This window comes from Eximiradius sp. (assembly GCA_937127445.1).
Classification (GTDB): domain Bacteria; phylum Bacteroidota; class Ignavibacteria; order Kapaibacteriales; family UBA2268; genus JAKIZO01.
The window spans coordinates 63,992-85,545 of sequence record CAKZLY010000030.1 but is presented as its reverse complement, the minus strand read 5'-3'; the positions used below and the strand labels follow the sequence as shown (position 1 = coordinate 85,545).

The window sequence follows — 21,554 nt, the reverse complement described above, 5'->3', positions numbered from 1 at the left end:
ATATTAATTTGATTTATTTCTAAAAATTTTTGTTTTCAATTTTTGTATTAATGTAATGTTTTCTTCAATAAATGAAGAATCTAATACATCAATGTTTGGTATTTCTTCAATTTCAACTATTGGATTAGTTTCAGGGTAAAGCATAATATAATTGCTTTGGGGCACTACTTCTGTAATTTCATCTATTATTCGAATAAAATCTAAAGAAAAGGATATGCTCTTTGAACGTGCCTTGACAAATATAACTATATCGTTTTCTGTAAATTTATTCGAATAACTTGTGAATTCTTCTATTGAATTTACAACTTCAAATATTGCATCGCTAAGAATTCCGCTTGCTTTGCATTGCTTTATAATACTTGACTTGGTTGATGGCAAAGATATGAAATTTATCTGTGCTGCCGCATATTTGCTAATGTTATTTAGGACCTCCAACCACTTTTTGAAACCTATTTCATATTGTGCATTTTCACTTACCAATACATATATTTTATTTGTTAAATTGATTAATTGATGCAATTTCGCAACCATTATCGTTTGATTTGTCGCTTCAATTACATTATCCGTTTTCCTACCAAAGAAAAATTCCGACGCCTTCGATTTTCCCGTCCATCCAAGTATTGTTAAGTTTATCATCATTTCTTTCATAGCTCGAATAATGCCATTTGATACGTTCGTATCTAACCTTGTTGTTGGCATTATAGATTTTTTGCCAGGATAAACCAATTTGACGAATGTTTGTATTGCTTTTGTGCTTTGTACTATTCTTTTCTCCGTTGTATCGTCCTCGATAATTACAGATAATGGGAAAATTGGCTGCTCATCCTCATTTTCGCCACGGCACGCTATTGCTAAATCAAGCAATTTATCAATACTATTTGGATTAGAGCAAGGAACTAATATTCTCATCAGTTCAGTTTTGATCACATCTCTCTTCTTTTGTTCTTCTATAGCGAGTTTTCTACCAGCACGTTCAGTAACAAATGATGCAAAAAGGCAAGTTACTAATATCAATAATATTGTCCCATTCAACACATTCTCGTCTAAAATTCCTGCTTTGTATGCAATCATTATTACAGCAATTGTTGCCGCGGCATGCGAAGCACTTAATCCAAAGATGAAATCTGACTCATTTTTACTGAATTTGAATAATAGCCGAGTTGAATGCGCTGCTAAATACTTACTTAACAATGCCATCATAGTTAATGTTGTGGCAACAAACAATGCAAAATAACCTGTTGCCAATACCTTTATATCAACTATCATTCCTACATTAATTAAAAATAATGGTATGAACAAGCCGCTGCCAACCAGATGTATTTTCTGCATCAAAGCTGAATTATGCGGTATGAGCTTACTAAATGCTAAGCCTGCCAAAAACGCTCCAACTATTGCTTCAATCCCCGCTGCTTCCATTAATACACTTGACATTAAAAACATCGCTATAACAAATATAAACTGCGAGTAATTCTCTTCCTCTATGTTCTTAAAAAACCAAAGTGCTATCTTGGGAATTACAAATAAGATAAAAAGTGATACAAATGCCAATAAAACAATGAATTTTACCCAGAACCAAAATGTTAATGAACCATTATAATAATTCATTATCAAGCCAAATACCATAAGCACAGCCGTGTCGGTAATTATTGTCCCGCCAACAACTGTTGTTGTGCTACGTGTTTGGGTAAGCCCAAGACGCAATGCTATCGGATATGCAACCAATGTATGCGTCGAGAACATCAAAGCAATTATCAGTGACGCTATTTCACTATATCCAAGCACAAAATAAGATAGCAAATAGCCAAGCAATAGAGGAATAACAAACGTTGCTATCCCAAAGAGTATGCTATATCTTTTGTTTGTTTTGACTTGCTTTAAATCAAGTTCAAGCCCCGCTAAAAACATAATGTAAAGCAACCCAATTGAACCCAGCATTATTATACTTTCGTCCCTGTCCAGTATATTTAAGCTATGCGGTCCAATTATTGTCCCTGCTATAATTAACCCTATTATGCTCGGAATTTTTAGCTTCTTGAATAGAATTGGAAATATCAACACAATTAGCATAAGTATGGCGAACTCTGCTATCGGATTTTTTACCGGAAAAGCGTGTTGAAATATTTCCATTATCAATTATATACATTTAGTGAAACAAATTCACTAAATTAAAATAATGAAAAAAAATTAAATATTTCAAATCTTTATTTTGGGAGATTACTCTTTCTTTCTATAGATAATAATTAAAACTATTGATAGAGCAAGCGTTATCAGTGAAATCCATATCCCACTAACAAATTTATTTGAATATGCTACAAGTTCCACTGTGTGTGTGCCTGATGGAAGAGCTATGCTTCGCAAACAATAATTTGCACGAATGATTTCGGCTTCTTTCTCGTCAACTTTGGCAATCCACAATGGATAATATATTTCGCTTAAACAAAGCAATGACGCTTTATTTGCACTTGTTTCAACTTTGATCAAATTGGGAGAATAGTGTGTGATTTTTGCTGCTCCTGTAAAATTTGTGTCAATTTCGCTTGGTAAATTAATTTCTGGTCGTTTTTCAATTACAGCAATCTGAGAGTAATCAACAGATTTACCTTTCATAAATTCAGATACACTGTCTTCTTTCATTACAATAGCCGAGCCAACAAGCCAAGCTCTTGGCAAACGATCTTTTCGCTCAGCAAAATATGGAGACATTCTGACCGAATCAATCGCTATCTCGTATTTGACATTCAATAATTTGTGTATTTCATCACGACTTAGTGGCGGAACATTTCGTTCGAGAACTAATGGGTTGTAACCTTCGAGAAGCTCAATCCCAGAAACCATACCTTGGTTACGTTTCATTGCCATAAACGGCGGATTATATATTCTCGAATTAACTCTAAAAATTTCATTAGGGTATTTCGATCTGAATGCGCCCAACGTCTGTTCAGGTAATTGATATTGCTTCGAGTAATCGTTTTTCGAGCGATTAAAATCAGCCCCAGCTATATATAAATCAATAAATGCGAGTAATGCCAGTAATACTGCTGCAAATGATATAGATAATTTATTTTTACTTCCCAAATAAATAATAATTAACGTAGATACTACAAAGAATAATGCAGTTGCTCCGTAGTTTTGAATTATTGAAATGGAATTTTCATCTATACTGAAAAAGGACTGCAATGCACCTATTGCTGTTAGAAATGCCACAAGCAACGGAAATACCGTAGCCATCAAAATTTGTTTTAGACTGAAATCTCTGAGCTTATCAATTGCAAATCCTGCAATTACCGAAAAGCCAAAAGCGATTGCAAATGCCATCCTTGCCGGAATTCTTAATTTTGCAAAGAAAGGAAGTTTATAGAAGAAATAGTATAAAAATCCATTGCTTCCCATTGCAAATATTAATGCAAATATAGAAAATACAGCCAAAAAAGCTACCAACCTATTAGTTTTCATCAATCCTATTATTCCAAGCATTCCAAGCATTAATGCGACAACTCCAAAATAATATGCTGTTTCCCAGTAATAATAGTATTGAAATGGTTCATAATTACCTTTATTATTCTTCTTTTTTAATTGAAATGCGACCTTCGACTCTCCTGTTGCATCTGTATAACCGAAAAATTTTGGCACAACCGACGAAATTACTTGTGGTGGTTCAAGCGAACCTTCCGAAGCTGCTTCAAATGTCATTTCCTGCCTTCGCGATAGATCTGCTAACTCGCTTGATGGCAAATATTGTATTTGAAATAGTCCGGTAGCTATTAAAAATGGCAATAATGAAGCAGTAACATACTTTAAAATATTCTTTGCGTTTATTGTTTTTTGGGTTATATCGATAATTAAGCTCCAAATAAAATATACTCCCAAAAACAATGAAATGTATAACGTCATTTGTGGGTGACCAGATAGCATTATCATTCCCAATAATAGTCCCGAAATCACTCCCGATTTTATGGAACTTAGTGAATTTGCCTTATGATAGTACATAAATATTAATGGAAACCAAGATAAGTGGATCACAATCATCGGGTGTATTGCATGGCAAACAAGCAAAAATGAAAATGAATATGAGATTGCTGATACTATTGCTGCCCAAAAACTTACTTTGAAATACTTCATCAATGCAAACATTGAAATCTGTGCAATCAAAAAATGAATTATCAACGATAATTCAAGCATTTTCACGGGCAAAGTGCCGTCCGATCCAACAAATAATGTTAATATCCTATTCAATGGATAAAAAAATCCTACTTGTATATCAGCCAAAAAGGGCATTCCTGCAAATGAAAATGGATTCCAAAGCGGTATCCTCCAATTTGCAGACTCTCTTGCTGCAAATGTCTGAACCGGATAAACATATTCCGCAAAGTCTTCCCACAAAAACGAATTTCCAAACAAATGATCCCAAAAGAAAATCGCTGTCGTTATTACAAATAACCCTATTGCTATATACCAATAATAACTTGATTTGATTTCTTTTGTCTGATTCCTTTCGTTTTGCTTTGTTTTCATTTTATTTCTTTGAATAATTACACAAAAATGCAATTTAAAAAGAAAATAATAATTCATAATATAAAAGTTAATCTGTCGTCTATATGAACGAAGAGTAATGTAAAACAATAATTAAGTAGTATAATGCCTATTTACACTTACAAATGCGAAGAATGTGGAGCAAAATACGAAATTTTCCACAAAGTTCGCGAAGATGAACGTGCAATAGTATGCCCCAGCTGCGGTTCCACTGCCTACAGAAAAGTAATGTCCACTACTGGATTAATTTCACAAGGCGGTTCTTCAGAAATGACCTCATCTTGTGATTTTGGTGGTTGTTGTGGCGGCTCTTGCAGCCTAAACTAAATTTCTTGCAGTTTGTTTAATTAGTTCCAGAGCGGCATCTATGTGCCGCTTTTTTGTATTTGTCTGCCCAACTACAAATCGAATTATGTATTTTCCATTTAGTTTAGTGTGAGTTATATATATTCTCCCACTTTTATTCAATGTCTTCAGCAATTCTTCGTTAATTTCGTCTACGTTTCTCTTCCCATCACTTCTTATATATCTAAAACAAACTGTATTGAAATACACTGGTGCAAGCAATTCAAAATCACCTTCAGCTACAATGTTTTCTGCAAAGTATTTCGCAAGTGATAAATGCTCACGAATAAATTTCTGCAATCCCTCCAATCCATAATATCTCATAACGAACCACAATTTCAAGGCACGAAAACGTCTCCCAAGCTGAATTCCCCAATCACGGTAATTATTTACTTGATCATCAACTGACGTTTTTAAATATTCAGGTGTTATCGAAAAAGTTCTTATTAGTATTTCCTTATCTTTCACAAAATGCACGGAACAATCAAAGTTTGTGAGCAGCCATTTATGCGGGTTAAATACGAACGAATTAGCTTTTTCTATGCCTTTAGCAAATTGTCGCATTTCCGGTACAATCAATGCCGAACCAGCCAAAGCTCCATCAACATGATGAAATAGACCATATTTTGAGGCTATTTCGGCAATTTCATCTATTGGGTCTATCGCTGTCGAACTTGTTGTTCCAAAGGCAGATACTACCGCACAAGGTATAAATCCTTTTTCAATGTCTTCTAAAATAGATTTTTCAAGCAAGTTAACTCTCATCGCAAAATTTTGATCAGTGGGTATTTTAACAACATTTTTTCTACCATATCCAGCTATTTTTGCTGCTTTTTCAATAGATGAATGTGCTTCCTCCGAGCAATAAACTCTGTAAATTTTCCCATCGAACCCATTTTCATTAATTGAAAAAGAAGATTTTTTTTCTCTTGCAACAATTAATGCAACCAATGTTGCCGTCGAAGCTGTATCTTGAATCACTCCATTGAAGCTTTCCGGAAGTCCAATATATTCACGTAACAATTTTAGTGTAAATTCCTCTAATTCAGCGGCTGCTGGTGAAGTTTCCCATACCATACATTGTGCAGCAATTGCTGATGTTAGCATTTCCGCAAGTATAGATGGGGGAGAGGTGTTAGCAGGAAAATATGCAAAAAAATTTGGACTTTGCCAGTGTGTTATTCCAGGTAGTATGATTTTTTCAAAATCTGATAATATTTTTTCAATATTCGTGGGCGATTTATTGTCAAGTTCGGATACTTTTTTATAAATTTCGCGTGGCACTACTTGCGATTTTACCGGATAACTTTCGATATTTTCGTAATATCTGATTATCCATTCAGAAATTTGTTGTAACATCTTAAAGAAAGTGTCGTTATCCATAATAATAATAATTACACTTAAAATATTGTACTATCGTTTATATTATTCAAATAAATGACGTAATTAATCTTTAATTAATTTTTTCAACAATATTCAGAGGTTTTTATGAAATTATTAAAATTGTTTAGTTTGTTTGCCTTTTTTTTGCTAAGTGCTCTAATTTTTACTGCTTGCGAAGAAGATACAGACGATCCTGTCTCTGCCGACAAGCCAATCCCTGCTGCTCCGACTAATCTTCGGGCAACATCTATTTCTGCTACAGAAGTTCTGCTTAAATGGGACAAATCAGCAAGCTACGACTCAAGCTGGTTCGCCGGTTATGAACTCACTGTTACTGGTGGTAATCCCATGACTCCTATTAAAATCGGCAAAACTGATAATTACAAAGTCTCCGGTTTGCAAGAAGGTGTTGTTTATACTTTCACTTTAAAATCTGTAAATTCTGACAACAAAACTAGTACTGGTTCAACTTCCGTAACCTGGTCCCCTGCATCCCGTTTTGAAACTGACGACATAAGAATGTATGTCTACGAATCCCAATATGGTTCTGGATTGACTATTTATGGCCAAAACAACAAACCTGAAAATTTAAAAGCTACTGAAAAAACCAAGTGGCATCTTGGTTTAGATAATCGAACTACTGGTGCTCTATTCTTCGGTTCTGCTAGCCAAATTAATATTGGTACTGGAACTCCAACCGACAAAGTTGAAATTGCTGATACTTATTGGGAAACTAATACACTTGATAATATTTTAGAAAAAGCTGCTCTCAATACTTTAAATTTTGCTGAAAGAAGATTAAATCTTTTGCAACTCGACAATGGTCAAACTGGTCTTGTCTTTGTTGTTCGCATTCAACGTCAAGGACAAACCAATTATAATTATGCTAAAGTTCTTGTAGAACGTGGTAGTGGCGGTTTCTTGCAGGGTTCGGGTAATGATAAGTACGTTAAGATGAAAATCTCTTATCAAAAAGTTGCTGGTGTCCCTTACGCAAAAACTTCTAACTAATATTAATGGAGTTTGACTATGAAAAAAATTATTGGTTTGTTTAGTCTTTTTGCTTTTCTTTTTGTTGTAGTGAATGCTCAGGAAGCAGTCAAAAAAACTCTTCCACAAGAGCCTGCCGAAGCAACTAAAAAAACTCTCACTCAAGAAGCTACTAAACCCGTTGCTCAACCTCAAAAAGCTGTAAAAACTCAACAGTTTAAAGCTGATGTTACTGGACAGGTAATCAGCCTTACAAAATTGGCTATGGGTGCAGACCCAGTCGTTACAAAAGCCGAAGCTGATGAAATGGTCAGAAAAAATCAGCCTCTTGCTCTTAAAGCAGCCGACCAAATCTATTTAGTATATAATACTAAAAATGCTTTCGACGGTCGCAGCCTTGCTAAATTCGCTGGCGTGCAAAATCTTGGTATCGCCGGTGAAATTCGTTATATCAATGGCTTCGCTGTAATTTTTGCTAAACAAATGCAACCTGTGGAATAAGGAGGAGTAAATAAATGAAAAAATTATTGTTGATTCTTGCTGCTTTAATGGTCGTTTTTACTGCTTGCAAAGAACAACCTAAACCCGAAGAATTAGAAAAAACTCCTACTATGGAAGAAGCTCTCAAGCAAGCTCAGGACCCTAACGACTTTACTCAAACTCCTTTAGTCGGGGAACTCATTAGTCTTGATTTGGCTGCTCAAGGCAACAATGCTCCTCTGACTGATGTCCAGGCTGCTACAAAAATGCTAAAAGATGGTGCGTTTCTCCTCTTCAAATCTGCCGAAACTTACTATGTAGTCGTTGATAAAAACGACAATACCTATGCCGTCGAAAAAATCGTTCCACTTGTAGGCAAAAAAATTGCTCTCTACGGTATGGCTAAACAAGTTTCCGGAGTTAATTTCTTTATATTAGAGAAAGCCGAAGAAGCTAAATAATCATTAGATATACATAAAAAAGGAGGTAATCAACTTGCCTCCTTTTTTATACTTTTTCGAGTGCCCACGTAAACACTTTTAAGTATTCCATTGCAGTTTTGCTCGAAGAGAAATCCATTTTCATCATATTCTGCCGAATAATATCCCAGTGTGGTTGATTGTTGTATATAGACAATGCTCGCCGAATTGCCCAAGCCATATCATCCGCATTATACTGGTAAAAATTAAATCCGTTGCCTTCGCCAGTTGCGTAATTATACTCGAATACAGTATCCGCAAGCCCACCCGTTTGACGAACGATAGGTATCGTTCCATATTTCATTGAATACATCTGTGTTAGCCCGCAAGGCTCAAACCGCGATGGCATTAAGAAAAAGTCTGATGCAGCTATTATTCGATGTGAAAGCAAATCGCTATATCCTATTTGTATTAATGCATCTTTCGGATATTTCCATTTGAGATATACGAAAAAGTCCTCGTCTTTCTTATTTCCAGAACCCAATAAAGCAAACCTAAAAGCTCCCTCTGCTAAATACTGCTCGATCTTGTAACGAACTAAGTCAATCCCTTTTTGCTCTGTCAATCGGCTAACCATTCCTATCAGAGGTTTATCAAGATTGTCATAATCATTTAACCCATTTTCATATAAAAAACTTTTCTTGACATCATTTTTTAGATGCAAACTATCTATATTGTAATTTTTATAAATAAATTTGTCAATATTTGGGTCCCAATCATTATAATAAACTCCATTCAACACACCAATTAAATCTGCTCCTCTATAATTCAAAACATCGTGAAGCCCTTCACCATAATAGGGATAACGTATTTCTCGTGCATAAGTCGGGCTAACTGTTGTTATCTTGTCGGCAAACATTATTCCGACTTTCATAAAATTAACACTTCCATAATATTCAAACCACGAACCTGGATAAAACTCCTTCATCCCGAACGTTGAGAATTCCATTGTTGAGAGCGGTTCATATCGTCCTTGATAAGCCAGATTATGAATTGTGAATACTCCAGCTGTTTTCGAAAATCTATAATCATTTCTATATATTGCTTTCAAAAATGGCATCGCAAAAGCTGTGTGAAAATCATGTGCATGAATAATGTCAGGTGTGAAATCTAATGCTTTTGCAACTTCAAATGCTGCCCTTGCAAGGAAAATAAATCTTCTATTATTATCTATATATTCATTTGCATTGCCATATATGCCGGGTCTATCGAAATACTGATTGTGCTCAATTAAATATACAGGGACATCACTATTAGGTAGTGTTCCTTCCCAAATGTGTGCGAATTCTGTCCAATAACCCATCGGAACAATTAGTGTCAGAAATGTAGGACGAAATCCCCATTTTTCAACATTAATAAATCCATATTTTGGCATTACAATAATTGGGTTCTGCCCAAGTCGCTGCCATTCTCTAGGTAAGGTGGCACATACATCTGCTAATCCACCTGTTTTTGCAAACGGTTCAATTTCTGCCGATACAAGTAATATATTCATATTGTTCTATATAGTTTTGCAAAAATATGTTTTATAGGTATCTAATTTTTCTGCTGTTTTTGCCATTTCTTCTAAACTATTAAACATCCCATATACAGCAGAACCACTTCCACTCATTAAAGCAAAAAATGAGCCATTTTCATACAGAATATCCTTGATTTGTCGAATTTCTTTATGTTTTTCAATCGCATATTGCTCAAAATCATTTCTTATTAGATGATATTGGCCGGTATGAAATGCAGAATAAAAGTCAATTTCTTGCAATGGCTCTTTCGTTCTATGTAATGCTTCGTATGCTTCTTTTGTTGAAATATTAATATTCGGAAAAACAACTAATATATGAATATCTCTTCTAAAGTTAATAAATTGAAGAATTTCACCACGTCCTCGGGCTATTACTGGTTTATTGTAAATGAAGAAAGGAACATCTGAACCGAGTTCAAGAGCAAGTTTTGCTAAGTATTCATTACTGAATGGGTTGCCGTTCATCTCGTTGAGCATCTTCAAAACAACTGCTGCATCTGCACTTCCACCACCAAGTCCCGCTTGCATTGGTATCTCTTTTTGCAATTTTATTCTATATGCTTTACTTATTCCAAGCGATTCATTAAATTTTTTCGCAGCTTTTATAACAAGATTTTCATCATCCGTAATATTAAATTTAACATTACTTCGAAGCTCAAATTGATTGTTTTCGCTTATTGTGATTACGTCGCTAAGACTTATCGGAACAAAAATCGAGTTAATATTATGAAAATTATCGCTTCGTTTGTTTAATACTTGTAGCCCAATGTTTATTTTTGCGTTAGCATTTTTTGTTAAAGTTTTCATAATTTTGTATTTTACATCTAACAAAAGCAAATATCAATTATGAATACAACGAAACAACTTGAAAATAATTTGGATAATCAGCTACTCGTTGAAAACTCCCAAAATGGGAATAGAGTCGAATTGAAAAATAAGAAAAAACAAAAGGAACAAATACCCTATCATCAGGAAGTTGTTCGTAAGTTAATTCATTTGTGTTCGCTTTCTATACCAATTGGATATATATTTGTCGAGAGAAAAACAGCGATCGTAATTTTGTTTGTTCTTGCTGTACTGATGGTTACAATTGATATTTCCACTAAAAAAAATGAGTTTTTGCGTAAAATTTATAAGCAACTTTTTGGAGGCATTTTAAGAAAGCACGAACGAAAAAAGAATAAGATATTGCTCAACGGTGCTTCGTGGGTGCTTATTTCTGCTGTAATTACAATCTTGATTTTTCCAAAAATTATTGCTGTTACTGCCTTTACAATTTTAATTGTATCAGATATTGCAGCAGCGCTTATCGGTAGAAAATTCGGTCGCCATAAGCTTTTCAATAAATCCTGGGAAGGAACTATCGCCTTCATTACAACAGCTATCGCTGCGGTCTTTGTCCTTGGGTTTTCATTTGATGCACCTGTGTCTTATTTTATAGCAGGTTCGCTTGGTGCAATTGCGGGTGGATTTGCCGAAGTTTCCTCCAAAAAGCTTAAAATGGACGATAATTTTGTAGTTCCAATGAGTATTGGTATTATTATGCTTGCTTTCAGCACTTTTGCAACTCCTTACTTACAAGATTTTCTTCATATTCTATAAATGGTGCTTTATGCCAAAAAAATTATTATACTTTCTTGTCCCAGTGGTGATAATTATCATTGCTGCTTTCATACTTTTCCAAAAATCTATCAAATATGAGATTATTGATGAAATACACGACGAAAATGAAGGAGGTAACACAACTTTTCTTTTCGTGGCTGTTACAAAACTCGATAGTACTAAAATTGTTCAAATTTCGAAAGAATTAATGCAAAAAAGAATTATTGATAAATATAAAGATAGTAAAATCCCAAAAGACGAAATTCACTCACATATGTCCCCTGATGTTCTGATCGCATATATTTATAACCCTGGTGATACAACTGCTATCCCTGAACAAATGAAAGAAATGATACAAAAAAGATTTTCCAATAGCCCAATTTTAAGTGAAAATCTTGCTTATATCTCGGAAGGTCATATTTATACCGGTGTTTATTACCCAAGTATGAAGCAGCAAACTCTCGATACTCTCTCGCCAAAAACTGTTCTTCTTGTCCCCAGAAAAGGCGTTAAAGCAAAAGATATTATGAAAAAATTCAAAGAAAGCTAAAATGATTGATCTGCGAAGCGATACTCTTACCCGTCCCGACGAAGATATGCGCAAAGCTATTGCCTCTGCCGAAGTTGGGGACGACGTCTATGGCGAAGACCCAACCACAAACTTACTTCAAGAAAAAATTGCTTCTTATTTTGGAAAAGAATCTGCATTGTTTGTACCATCCGGAACAATGAGCAATCAACTTTGCCTTAAAGTGCTCACCTCACCAGGCGACGAAATTATTGCAGATGCCGATGCTCATATCTTTTACTACGAGACCGCCGCACCTGCAATTATTTCAAATGTTCAGATTAAAACAATAAGTTCTAAACTCGGATTTCCCGATTTGAATGATATAAAGCGAGCTATTAGACCCAACATTTATTATTTCCCAAAAACATCTGTCATTTGTGTTGAAAATACACACAACCGTCACGGTGGAACTATTGCTCCAATTGAATACATACAAAAATTGCGAGATTTAGCTGATTCTTACAAGATCAAACTCCATCTTGATGGTGCCCGAATTTGGAATGCAATTGCTGAAACGGGAATTGATGGCGCCTCATACGCTAAATATTTCGATACAATTTCAATTTGTTTGTCGAAAGGGCTCGGTGCGCCAATTGGTTCGCTTGTGGTATCATCTAACGAATATATTGAAAAAGCTCGTCATTGGAGGAAAATCCTGGGTGGTGGGATGCGGCAAGTTGGTATTCTTGCCGCAGCCGGTCTTTACGCTTTCGAAAATAATCTTCAACGACTGAAAATAGACCACGAAAATGCTCGTTTGTTCGCTTCCTTGATTTCGGAAATTGAACACATCAACGTGGATATGGCTCGCATCCAGACTAATATTGTTCGATTTGAGCTTACCGCTTCCATCAATCCTCTTGATTTTATCAAAAAATGCAAAAAAAATGGCTTATTACTAAGCCATTTCGATGGACAAATTATTCGTGCTGTCTTTTATTTAGAAATAACTTCCGATCAAGTTCGCTCTGCTGCCGAAATTATCCAATACGTGCTTCAATCTCCATAAAATTGTCAGGTAATATTACTTCCTGCGAACCGATTATTTCAGCAGGTCCTGATAATATTATTTTTTCTATTTGCTCTCCGCTGCGAACTATTTCAACCCAAACAGGAATTTTAGAGGTTGGTATAACTTCCGTAATGCTTTTTGTAGTATTATTCTTCTGATATGCCAATATTGTTGATATTGCACCAGTCCCGCAAGCCCCAGTTTCTGCTTCGACACCTCGCTCATACGTTCTCAATAAGATTTTCCCATTCCATTCAAGATAAAAATTAGCATTTGTCCCTTTCGGTGCAAAATAACTATGATTTCTGATTAACTTACCTAAATTTGATATATCCAGCTTATAAAAACTATCTGGTGTGTTCGCCTTTATTTCCAGTACAAAATGCTCGGTCCCGACATTTACGAAGGTTCCATTGTAATTTCGTCCATTAATATCAATACTAACAGTACGTATTTCTTTGGGTGGCTCGAATTCAATCTCAATTTTGTCGGTTATTCTTCCTGAATATATTTTCCCTGAAAATCTAAATTTTAGTTCTTTGTTTTTTGTAATTTTGTGCTTATTAGTATAAAAAATAGCGCATCTGCCACCATTACCACACATCATTCCGCTCGAACCATCGGGGTTAAAGAAATCAACATCAAAATCTACTTTCTCATCTTTCGACTCCTGAATTACAATCAGTCCTTCTGTCCTCACTCCGTTAAATTGATTAGAATGACATAGAAACTTTGCCAGTTTTGATAATTCTTTTGGGGAAAAATTATAATTTCTTCCATCTATCACAGTAAATAAATTTCCAGAGCCAGACATATAAGTTACAGCAATATTCATCTTCTCCTCCTTTCGAGTGAACAAGTAGTTATGAGTTCGCTTGCTTTTATGTGAATTAATCCATTAGTTGCCAATATTGTTCTATCGCCTAATTTATATGGGCTTCTATCGAAATTCGACACCATTCCGCCAGCTTCTTCAACCAATAATATTCCCGCAGCTACATCCCACGGATTTAAATCAATTTCCCAGAACCCATCAAATCGTCCTCCTGCTACATACGCTAAATCTAATGCCGCTGATCCAAGACGTCTTACCGGTATACCAAGCTGAACAATATCCACAAAAACTTCTATGCAATTCCCCGGATTTTCTCCTACATTATATGGAAATCCTGTAACAAGATAAGAGCGATTTATTTCTTCACAATCACTTACAAAAGTCCTTTTTCCATTTAAAAATGCACCTTGTCCTTTCACTGCAACGAACAGTTCTTCCACCATTGGTTGATAGACAACGCCAGCAACAATTTCCCCATCAACTTCTGCTGCAATACTTATGCTGAAAATTGGAACTTTGTGCGCGTAATTGACCGTTCCGTCCAATGGGTCAATTATCCACCTGATTGGATTGCCAGTTTTATCCGATTTCCCGCTTTCCTCACAAAGAAAATTACTTTCTGGGAATTCCGCTGATAGTATTTCTATTATCCTTTTTTCAGATTTTATATCATATTCAGTTACTAAATCATTTACTCCGCTTTTAGACCCTATTTTTATATTCTTGCCGTAACCTTCTTTGAGTATTTTCCCTGCTTCGATAGCAGCTTCTATTGCAATAGACCTTATTTTTTCAATCATACTATTTTTTAATTATTAATTTTTCAAGATAATCATTTTTTTTCGATTTAAACAATATGTAATAATTTCCCGAATTAATTCTATCAATATCAATTCTAAACGTTTTTTCTCCATTTATGTTGTAATAACCGACCAATTGACCAATGCTATTTATTATCATAACCTGATAAATTTCCTCGTCCGACTTTGTGTTGATGTAGCTATTTGCTGGATTTGGATAAACCTGCAATCTATTATTGGCTCTTTCATTAACCGACGCTAAATTCAGCGTCGTGAATGAATAAACCGGTGACCATCTACCTTGTGAGCCAGTATATGCACGCACTCTCCACCAATAGCGTGTATTTTCTTCCAATTGTTCGGTCGGTGTAAAAGTTGTATCTGTAAGATCAGTAACATCAATTACTACATTGTTGAAATTTGATGTTTTGCTTACTTGAAGGCGATAATTTTCTGCATCGGTTTTCTGCCAAATGAATTTATGTGTAAGCGAAGTATTTGTCGCTTCATTTTCGGGACTATATAATAATGGTGCTGATGGTGCTGTTTCATTTACATAAAACATAGACATCTCAGACCAGCCGCTATTAACATATCCTGAATATGCCATCACTCTCCAATAATATGTATTTTGCAGTTCAAGATTTATACTTAATTTATATGTTGTGTCCGCAATATTGCTTATTTCAGTAATTGGTTTTCCTTGTGCTTTCTCGTTTGTCCAAATTTGAAGTTTATACAAAGACTGATTTGATTTCGTCCAAACAAACGTAGGCTGGCGTGGTGTTTTTAAATTCCCATTCGACGGCTGAAGTAGTAATGGCTTTTCGTAAAAATTTGCAGCACTCGTGAAAGTCCAAACTTCGCTCCATTCACTTTGTTCAGTAAGAGAAAAAGACCTTATTCTCCAATAATATTTTGTCGAAACTTGCTCTAACTCTACTGATAATAAAGTATCATATGTTTCTTTTGATAATACTATATTTGAAAAACTTTCATCGTTGCTTACTTGCACTTCATAGCGCACCGCTTCGAATACTTTTGAAAATCTTAAATCTACACTTCTACCAAAACCATTACTATTATTCGGTGGGAATAATAAGCTTGGTGGCTGAATTTCATTGCTTAAACTGACGAAATGAACTTTGTTTGCTCCCATCTCGGGAATTACAAGCATATTATTTGTTGTATCAATTAATATATCAGCGGGTCCGTTGAGTGGTCCATAAACAAGTGTAGGAGGCTCTGTTAGTTGCTTGTTGTATTTATATATACCACCAATATTATTATTTCCCCAAGCAGAAACATAGTAATTCCCCTCTCTATCTCTCGCTATCCCATCTAAATAACTCAAACTCGAATTCCGAATTACAGAAATTTGAAACGTTTCTAAACTTAATGCATAAATCAAAGCATTTGGTTGATAAGAAACGATCAGTATTCTGTTATTTTCCTTGTCGAATATCATCCCATTTGCATTGGACATACTTCCTAAAAAAGATAATTGCTCAAATTTATCAGGTTTGCTTGCTTTTACCCTAAAAATGTTGGCTTGATAAGTGTCAGAAATGTATATATAGCCTTGTTCGTCGGCTACAATATCGTTTAAAAATAGATTTGTCAGCCCAAGTATAGTTGAACCTACAATAGCTCGAGACGTTAGATTAATGTAATATAACTTGTAATTATCAGCAACAAAGAGTGTATCCCCAACTATATACATTCCTTTTGGGTCTTGCAACTGATTTGCTGCAATTAGGTATTCAAGCGTTCCATTAGGATTGCGTTTGATAATTTGACCATCATAAACACCCTGAACCCCAACATTAGAAATATAATAGCAATCTCGGTGCTGGTCATAAACAACGCTTTCAGGTTGTGCATATTTTTGCGAAAGTGCATTCCCACAGGTTAATAACAACATGAACAAAGAAAAGAAATAAAGATTTCTCATAGGAACACCAAATATTCTGTTAATAATTAATTTCTTCACGTAAAGCTGCCTGGCGAAACTCACTTTCAACTTCACTCTCTTCATCAGGTGTTGTATCCTCCTGCGATGGCTCCTTCGGGACGTAAATTTTGTTTCTGTCAAATGTTTCAGGATGGAAAAATGCTTCGAGCAGCTGCTTTGCTATTGGTGCCGCAACGGCTCCTCCAAACCCTGAATTTTCAGCTAACACAGCAAGCACAATTCGCGGATTTTCCTTCGGTGCAAAGCAAACAAACCAGGCATGGTCTTTCCCGTGTGGATTTTGTGCTGTGCCAGTTTTGCCACATACTTCAACCGACGTCATCCGTGCATACGAAGCAGTCCCTCCAGGTGCGTTTACTACATCGAACATCCCATCTTTGATAATTTTAAAGATTCCTTTGTCAATAGGAAGTTTCCTTGAAGAAAAAGCTACTGGCTCAACTTTATTTGAAATGTTATTTGATATGGCACGCACAAGATGAGGTTGATAATATGTGCCCTCGTTTGCTATTGCTGCTGTATACGCTGCCATTTGAAGAGGTGTAACGAGTATCTCCCCCTGACCAATACCGTAATTCACCATTCTGCCACGTGAGGCACCTCCTTTCCCATAAACTTTTTCTAACCACTCAACAGTCGGTAGTCTTCCCGTCTTTTCATTTGGCAAATCAATAAATGTCTTTTGCCCAAAGCCAAACATTTTCCCATATTTTTCTAAATTTTCCATCCCAATTTTGAGACCAAGCTGATAGAAATATACATTGCAAGAGCTTTTTATTGCACTTCGAACATTGATCGCTCCGTGAGCGCCGTGGCATTTAAAAGACCTATTCCCAAAAGTAAAACTTCCAGGGCAGTATATGGTTGTATTTTCATCAATAATCCCTTCGTTTAATGCTGCTATTGCTACAAGCATTTTCCAGGTCGAGCCAGGTGGATATTGCGACTGGATTGCTCTATGCAAAAGCGGGCTCCATGGGTCTTCGGATAATTGTTTATATAAATCAGCGGGAACTCTTCCGCTGAATGCTCTTGGGTCGTAATCTGGCTTGCTTGCAAGTGCTAATATTTCTCCGTTCTGCGGGTCTAATGCAACCACTGCTCCACGCTTTCCTTCTAATAATTTCTCTGCGAGTTCCTGTAATTTTATATCTAATGTAGTGTATAAATCAAATCCATTGTTTGGTGCAATATCTTGCTTCCCATTATCAAAACTTGCAACTCTCTGTCCAAATTTATTGACTGCAACAAATTGTATGCCTTGTCTCCCTCTTAAAAATGCATCGTAAGTTTGTTCAATGCCTGATTGTCCAATAATATCACCCGGTCGTAAATATCTGTGCTTTTCTAATTGTGCACGGGTTACTTCGCGGGTATATCCAAGTAGGTGTGCCATATTACCGTCGAATTCATAAAGTCGTTTTGGCTCAATTATTACTTCCACTCCTGGTAATTCATCGCTGTTCTCCTCAATTTTGCTGACTATCTCAAATGGCACATCTTTCATTATTTTTACCGGTTCAAACGGTGAATAGTTTTTATTTTTTTCAAGTGTGCTAATTATTTCTTCTTCACTTATTCCAATTAGTTTAGATAAATATGGTATAATATCTCTATCGAACTCATACGGTGTGATAATGATTGAAAATGAAGGTTCGTTGTGAACTATCAACAATCCATTCCTATCGAACATATTTCCTCTGAACGGTGCTATTCTAATCTGCTTTATTGCTTGTGTTTGGCTTACATCCAGATATTTACTCCCTTGCAGCAATTGCAGTTGCGCCAACCTGAAAATAAATATTCCGGCAACTAAAATTATCGCTAATTTAAAAGTTTTTCTGATTGAACTGCTGCCAAAACTATCGGTTATATTTATTGAACTTTTCATCATTAACTACATTATTATTAATACTACTACAAAAATACTAAAATTTTACTATAAATTGTTCTTTTTGGAATATTAACATAAAATTAACCATTTTGATAAATCCGATTATGTTTCAAGTGATTCCAGCTTATCAATAAGTTCACTCATTATTAACTGTTAGTTTATTATCACTTCATTTTAAAAAGACAATTTTGCCTATCTGAAAAAAGGTATTGAAAAAAAATTTACAACCGGAGGAGTATTAAGTTATGTATTATTTTATTAAAAAAATATTATTGTTTTTCTTACTGATGAATGTTTGTATTTCATCTGCTCTTTTAGCTCAATCAAAAGCTTCTATTTCAGGAAAAATTATAGACGAGGAAAGTGGAGAAGTCTTGCGGAGAGCTTCTGTTTTGATTTTAGGTAAAAAAATTGGTGCTTATACTGATACAAAAGGTGAATACCGAATTTTGAACTTACCAGCAGGTGTTTATTCAATTCAGGTGAGCTATATCGGATATAACACAAAAACAATCGAAAATATTGAACTTAAAGAAAATCAAAATTATATATTGAATGTTGTTCTTTCTTCTACTATTAAGAAAACTGATGAAGTTGTTATCGAAGCTAGACGCGAATTGAACAACGAATCTGCTATCCTTGCTCAACGTAAAAATGCATCTCAAGTTAGTGATGGAATTAGTATTGAAGAAATAAAAAGAACTCCCGATAACGACGCAGGACAATCGTTACGACGTGTGTCAGGCGTTACTCTTGTTGGTGATAAATTTGTCTATGTTCGTGGTGTAAGCGAACGTTATAATAATACTACTCTTAACGGAACTGCTCTGGCTACTACCGAACCCGATAAAAAAGCATTTTCTTTCGATATGTTCCCTGCTGATTTCCTCCAAAATGCGAATGTTGCTAAATCCTTTACGCCTGATTTGCCTGGCAACTTCGCTGGCGGATTGGTTCAGCTTAATACAGTCGATTTCCCTTCTTCACGTAGCTTTAAAGTTAGCTTCGGAACTTCAATGACTGATAATCTTACCTTTAATAGAAAATTCATTACTTATAACGGTGGCAAAACCGATTGGCTCGGTTTCGACGATGGAACAAGATCGCTTCCCAATAATTTCCCTAAGTCACCTCAAGATATGAGAAACCTCTTTACTCGCTTGCGTTCAGACAACGAAAATATTCTCAAACAAGCTCAAAGCGAGTGGGTTGAGATCAGTCGTTCATTGAACAGTAAAACTTGGAAACGCGACACGATCAAAGCACCGCTAAACGGTTCTATTAATATGTCTTACTCCGATATTTATCGCATAGGTAATTCAGAAATCGGTATTATAGCCAATGCACTCTATGGTAATTCCTATTCTTATGATGAAATTTTCCGTGCTACCCTGGAAAGTAGTGGCAAAGTCTATAATTTCAATCAAGGCACTGTTTCCACTTTTTCAACAAATTTAGGTGGATTGTTCAACTTTGCTTTCAAACTCGACGATAACAACACGTTTTCAATAAAAAATACTTATAATAATTCTTCTGATAATGAAACTACTATTATGCTTGGTAGAAAAGATCAGGTTATTACTCGCCAATATGGCTTCCAATTTGTTCAGAAAACTCTATTTGCTACTCAATTAACTGGCGAACATAACTTGCCATTCTTGAATAATTCATTTTTAGACTGGAAATTTGGCTATTCCAACTCAAAACGCGACGAACCTGATTTTAAACGCGTTCGCTATTCTAAAGCTAACGAAGATAATCCCTGGCATATTGACATTTACGACCTCAATGGTAATGGCTACCAAGCTGGTAGATTTTTCTCTTATCTCAACGAAGATGCATACTCCGGTGCTTTGAATTTTTCATTGCCTATTAGTTCACTAAAACTCAAAACTGGATTGCTCTTCGAAAAGAAAAAACGTGATTTCAATGTCCGCTCGCTCGTGATTAACAAAGGCACTTTGATGATGAAATATTATTACGATGAAGATTTTAATTATATAGTTCCAAATTGGGGTGACGAAGACTTCTATAATTCTGATTTCTTACTTGAACCAGAAGATATTTTCTCTAATCCAGAAAACTTCCAGCCATCACGTCTTGGTATTGGCGAAGAAACAAAACCAACAGATTCATATAAAGCAAATGAGAATTTAGTAGCTGGTTATCTTATGGTTGATATTCCTTTCGAACTTGCTGGCAATAAATTTAGAGTGATCACAGGCGCACGCATAGAAAGTAGCAATCAAAAACTTATGAGCTTATATCCAATAGCTTCGAACAATACCGACTCAACTTTTGTTGACGAAAGTTATGTAGACATCCTTCCATCTTTTAATTTGATATATCAACTTGCTAATACAATGAATTTACGTTTTTCTGCAAGTCAGACTCTAACTCGCCCTTCATTGCGTGAATATGCTCCATTTATTTTCTACGACTTTTACTTCCAAGGCGATGTCGCTGGCAATCCAAATTTGAAACGCTCGCTTATCAGAAATTTCGACCTCCGCTGGGAAATGTTCCCAAATCCTGGCGAAGTGATTTCTGTCTCGCTCTTCTATAAATCATTCAAAAATGCTATCGAAGAATCTGTCATCGGTACTTCGAGTAATTATAAGAGAACTTTTGCAAATGCTAACGGTCACGCAACTAACTATGGTGCAGAATTTGAAGCTAGAAAAAATTTAGGCTTTATTTCCGATTGGACTCGTTATTTCTCACTCAATTTCAATTTAGCTCTTATTAATTCTGATATTACCGTAAAACAAAATAACGCCGAAGACTACCGTACTATGTGGGGCCAATCGCCATATTCTTTGAATATTGGTTTGTTCTATTTCCATCCTGAATGGGGAACTTCTGTCAATACAAGCTACAATGTTGCTGGTAAAAGAATTATTCAAGTGGCTGATATTACTCGTTACCCTGTTAGCGACCCTCATGTTTATGAAATACCAAGAAATGTTATCGACTTATCTATTTCGCAAACTATTTTCAATACGCTTGATATAAAATTAGTTGCCAAAGATATTCTTAACGAACAAATAACCTGGAAACAAATGGGTAACGATGTTCTCAAAACTAAAAAAGGCCGCTCTTTCTCATTCGGCATCGGATATAAAATGTAATACATTTT

General features: G+C 35.4%; 17 protein-coding genes. 8 read left to right on the top strand and 9 right to left on the bottom strand.

Features of this window, described 5'->3' with window-relative positions; genetic code table 11:
• Nucleotides 1-3: 3 nt before the first annotated feature.
• Nucleotides 4-2,127, bottom strand: a complete 2,124-nt coding sequence (locus tag AC6QZF_RS09460) for a cation:proton antiporter (protein ID WP_499799641.1) — start codon at nt 2,125-2,127, stop codon at nt 4-6.
• A gap of 87 nt (nt 2,128-2,214) precedes the next feature.
• Entirely contained in the window at nt 2,215-4,512 is a 2,298-nt protein-coding gene (locus tag AC6QZF_RS09455) for a hypothetical protein (protein WP_499799640.1), read from the bottom strand.
• A 123-nt stretch (nt 4,513-4,635) separates the two neighbouring features.
• Here AC6QZF_RS09455 and AC6QZF_RS09450 point away from each other — a divergent pair, with 123 nt between their 5' ends.
• Nucleotides 4,636-4,857, top strand: coding sequence for an FmdB family zinc ribbon protein (locus AC6QZF_RS09450; RefSeq protein ID WP_499799639.1), 222 nt, complete (start codon nt 4,636-4,638; stop codon nt 4,855-4,857).
• On the opposite strand, the gene AC6QZF_RS09445 is transcribed toward AC6QZF_RS09450, so the two are convergent.
• Nucleotides 4,849-6,258, bottom strand: a complete 1,410-nt coding sequence (locus tag AC6QZF_RS09445) for a pyridoxal phosphate-dependent decarboxylase family protein (RefSeq protein WP_499799638.1) — start codon at nt 6,256-6,258, stop codon at nt 4,849-4,851. The genes AC6QZF_RS09450 and AC6QZF_RS09445 overlap by 9 nt on opposite strands.
• 105 nt (nt 6,259-6,363) lie before the next feature.
• On the opposite strand from AC6QZF_RS09445, the gene AC6QZF_RS09440 reads away from it, so the two are divergent.
• The 3 genes from AC6QZF_RS09440 to AC6QZF_RS09430 are packed head-to-tail and all read left to right on the top strand — an operon-like array spanning nt 6,364 to nt 8,189.
• Nucleotides 6,364-7,269, top strand: coding sequence for a fibronectin type III domain-containing protein (locus AC6QZF_RS09440; RefSeq protein WP_499799637.1), 906 nt, complete (start codon nt 6,364-6,366; stop codon nt 7,267-7,269).
• Between the two features lie 18 nt (nt 7,270-7,287).
• The gene (locus tag AC6QZF_RS09435) at nt 7,288-7,749 is read left to right on the top strand and encodes a hypothetical protein (protein WP_499799636.1); all 462 of its coding nucleotides are present in this window, start codon (nt 7,288-7,290) and stop codon (nt 7,747-7,749) included.
• A gap of 14 nt (nt 7,750-7,763) precedes the next feature.
• On the top strand, nt 7,764-8,189 hold the full coding sequence (locus AC6QZF_RS09430; protein ID WP_499799635.1) for a hypothetical protein: 426 nt from the start codon (nt 7,764-7,766) through the stop codon (nt 8,187-8,189).
• A 46-nt stretch (nt 8,190-8,235) separates the two neighbouring features.
• Here the strand turns inward: AC6QZF_RS09430 and AC6QZF_RS09425 are convergent, their stop codons facing one another.
• Complete coding sequence (locus AC6QZF_RS09425) at nt 8,236-9,702, bottom strand: glycogen synthase (RefSeq protein ID WP_499799634.1); 1,467 nt, start codon at nt 9,700-9,702, stop codon at nt 8,236-8,238.
• Nucleotides 9,703-9,708: 6 nt separating this feature from the next.
• Nucleotides 9,709-10,533, bottom strand: a complete 825-nt coding sequence (gene ispE / locus AC6QZF_RS09420; RefSeq protein ID WP_499799633.1) for a 4-(cytidine 5'-diphospho)-2-C-methyl-D-erythritol kinase — start codon at nt 10,531-10,533, stop codon at nt 9,709-9,711.
• Between the two features lie 39 nt (nt 10,534-10,572).
• On the opposite strand from ispE, the gene AC6QZF_RS09415 reads away from it, so the two are divergent.
• Genes AC6QZF_RS09415 through AC6QZF_RS09405 form a run of 3 tightly spaced genes read left to right on the top strand, consistent with a single transcriptional unit; the run spans nt 10,573 to nt 12,908 of the window.
• Nucleotides 10,573-11,328 carry a diacylglycerol/polyprenol kinase family protein gene (locus AC6QZF_RS09415; RefSeq protein WP_499799632.1) on the top strand — a complete coding sequence of 252 codons (756 nt, stop codon included), beginning with the start codon at nt 10,573-10,575 and terminating at the stop codon, nt 11,326-11,328.
• Between the two features lie 10 nt (nt 11,329-11,338).
• Nucleotides 11,339-11,878: a hypothetical protein gene (locus AC6QZF_RS09410; protein ID WP_499799631.1), complete on the top strand. Its 540-nt coding sequence runs from the start codon at nt 11,339-11,341 to the stop codon at nt 11,876-11,878.
• Nucleotide 11,879: 1 nt separating this feature from the next.
• A complete protein-coding gene (locus AC6QZF_RS09405) occupies nt 11,880-12,908 on the top strand; it encodes a threonine aldolase family protein (RefSeq protein ID WP_499799630.1) in 1,029 nt (342 codons plus the stop codon).
• Here the strand turns inward: AC6QZF_RS09405 and dapF are convergent.
• From dapF to mrdA, 4 genes are read right to left on the bottom strand one after another with little or no spacing between them, the layout of a single operon-like run.
• Nucleotides 12,880-13,746, bottom strand: a complete 867-nt coding sequence (gene dapF / locus AC6QZF_RS09400) for a diaminopimelate epimerase (protein WP_499799629.1) — start codon at nt 13,744-13,746, stop codon at nt 12,880-12,882. The genes AC6QZF_RS09405 and dapF overlap by 29 nt on opposite strands.
• Nucleotides 13,743-14,546, bottom strand: a complete 804-nt coding sequence (locus AC6QZF_RS09395; RefSeq protein WP_499799628.1) for an inositol monophosphatase family protein — start codon at nt 14,544-14,546, stop codon at nt 13,743-13,745. Before AC6QZF_RS09395 ends, dapF begins: the two co-directional genes overlap by 4 nt.
• A 1-nt stretch (nt 14,547) precedes the next feature.
• Nucleotides 14,548-16,500, bottom strand: a complete 1,953-nt coding sequence (locus tag AC6QZF_RS09390) for a T9SS type A sorting domain-containing protein (protein WP_499799627.1) — start codon at nt 16,498-16,500, stop codon at nt 14,548-14,550.
• A gap of 19 nt (nt 16,501-16,519) precedes the next feature.
• Complete coding sequence (mrdA, locus tag AC6QZF_RS09385; protein WP_499799626.1) at nt 16,520-18,412, bottom strand: penicillin-binding protein 2; 1,893 nt, start codon at nt 18,410-18,412, stop codon at nt 16,520-16,522.
• A 248-nt stretch (nt 18,413-18,660) separates the two neighbouring features.
• On the opposite strand from mrdA, the gene AC6QZF_RS09380 reads away from it, so the two are divergent.
• Nucleotides 18,661-21,546 carry a TonB-dependent receptor gene (locus tag AC6QZF_RS09380; protein WP_499799625.1) on the top strand — a complete coding sequence of 962 codons (2,886 nt, stop codon included), beginning with the start codon at nt 18,661-18,663 and terminating at the stop codon, nt 21,544-21,546.
• Nucleotides 21,547-21,554 lie beyond the last annotated feature (8 nt).

Excerpts from the sequence above, each read along its gene's own strand:
- AC6QZF_RS09460 (WP_499799641.1), bottom strand. The coding sequence starts at position 2,127 with ATGGAAATATTTCAACACGCTTTTCCGGTAAAAAATCCGATAGCAGAG.
- AC6QZF_RS09425 (WP_499799634.1), bottom strand. The coding sequence starts at position 9,702 with ATGAATATATTACTTGTATCGGCAGAAATTGAACCGTTTGCAAAAACA.
- AC6QZF_RS09405 (WP_499799630.1), top strand. The coding sequence starts at position 11,880 with ATGATTGATCTGCGAAGCGATACTCTTACCCGTCCCGACGAAGATATG.
- AC6QZF_RS09415 (WP_499799632.1), top strand. The coding sequence starts at position 10,573 with ATGAATACAACGAAACAACTTGAAAATAATTTGGATAATCAGCTACTC.
- AC6QZF_RS09380 (WP_499799625.1), top strand. The coding sequence starts at position 18,661 with ATGTATTATTTTATTAAAAAAATATTATTGTTTTTCTTACTGATGAAT.
- ispE (WP_499799633.1), bottom strand. The coding sequence starts at position 10,533 with ATGAAAACTTTAACAAAAAATGCTAACGCAAAAATAAACATTGGGCTA.
- AC6QZF_RS09440 (WP_499799637.1), top strand. The coding sequence starts at position 6,364 with ATGAAATTATTAAAATTGTTTAGTTTGTTTGCCTTTTTTTTGCTAAGT.
- AC6QZF_RS09450 (WP_499799639.1), top strand. The coding sequence starts at position 4,636 with ATGCCTATTTACACTTACAAATGCGAAGAATGTGGAGCAAAATACGAA.
- mrdA (WP_499799626.1), bottom strand. The coding sequence starts at position 18,412 with ATGAAAAGTTCAATAAATATAACCGATAGTTTTGGCAGCAGTTCAATC.
- AC6QZF_RS09435 (WP_499799636.1), top strand. The coding sequence starts at position 7,288 with ATGAAAAAAATTATTGGTTTGTTTAGTCTTTTTGCTTTTCTTTTTGTT.
- dapF (WP_499799629.1), bottom strand. The coding sequence starts at position 13,746 with ATGAATATTGCTGTAACTTATATGTCTGGCTCTGGAAATTTATTTACT.
- AC6QZF_RS09395 (WP_499799628.1), bottom strand. The coding sequence starts at position 14,546 with ATGATTGAAAAAATAAGGTCTATTGCAATAGAAGCTGCTATCGAAGCA.
- AC6QZF_RS09410 (WP_499799631.1), top strand. The coding sequence starts at position 11,339 with ATGCCAAAAAAATTATTATACTTTCTTGTCCCAGTGGTGATAATTATC.
- AC6QZF_RS09390 (WP_499799627.1), bottom strand. The coding sequence starts at position 16,500 with ATGAGAAATCTTTATTTCTTTTCTTTGTTCATGTTGTTATTAACCTGT.
- AC6QZF_RS09445 (WP_499799638.1), bottom strand. The coding sequence starts at position 6,258 with ATGGATAACGACACTTTCTTTAAGATGTTACAACAAATTTCTGAATGG.
- AC6QZF_RS09455 (WP_499799640.1), bottom strand. The coding sequence starts at position 4,512 with ATGAAAACAAAGCAAAACGAAAGGAATCAGACAAAAGAAATCAAATCA.
- AC6QZF_RS09430 (WP_499799635.1), top strand. The coding sequence starts at position 7,764 with ATGAAAAAATTATTGTTGATTCTTGCTGCTTTAATGGTCGTTTTTACT.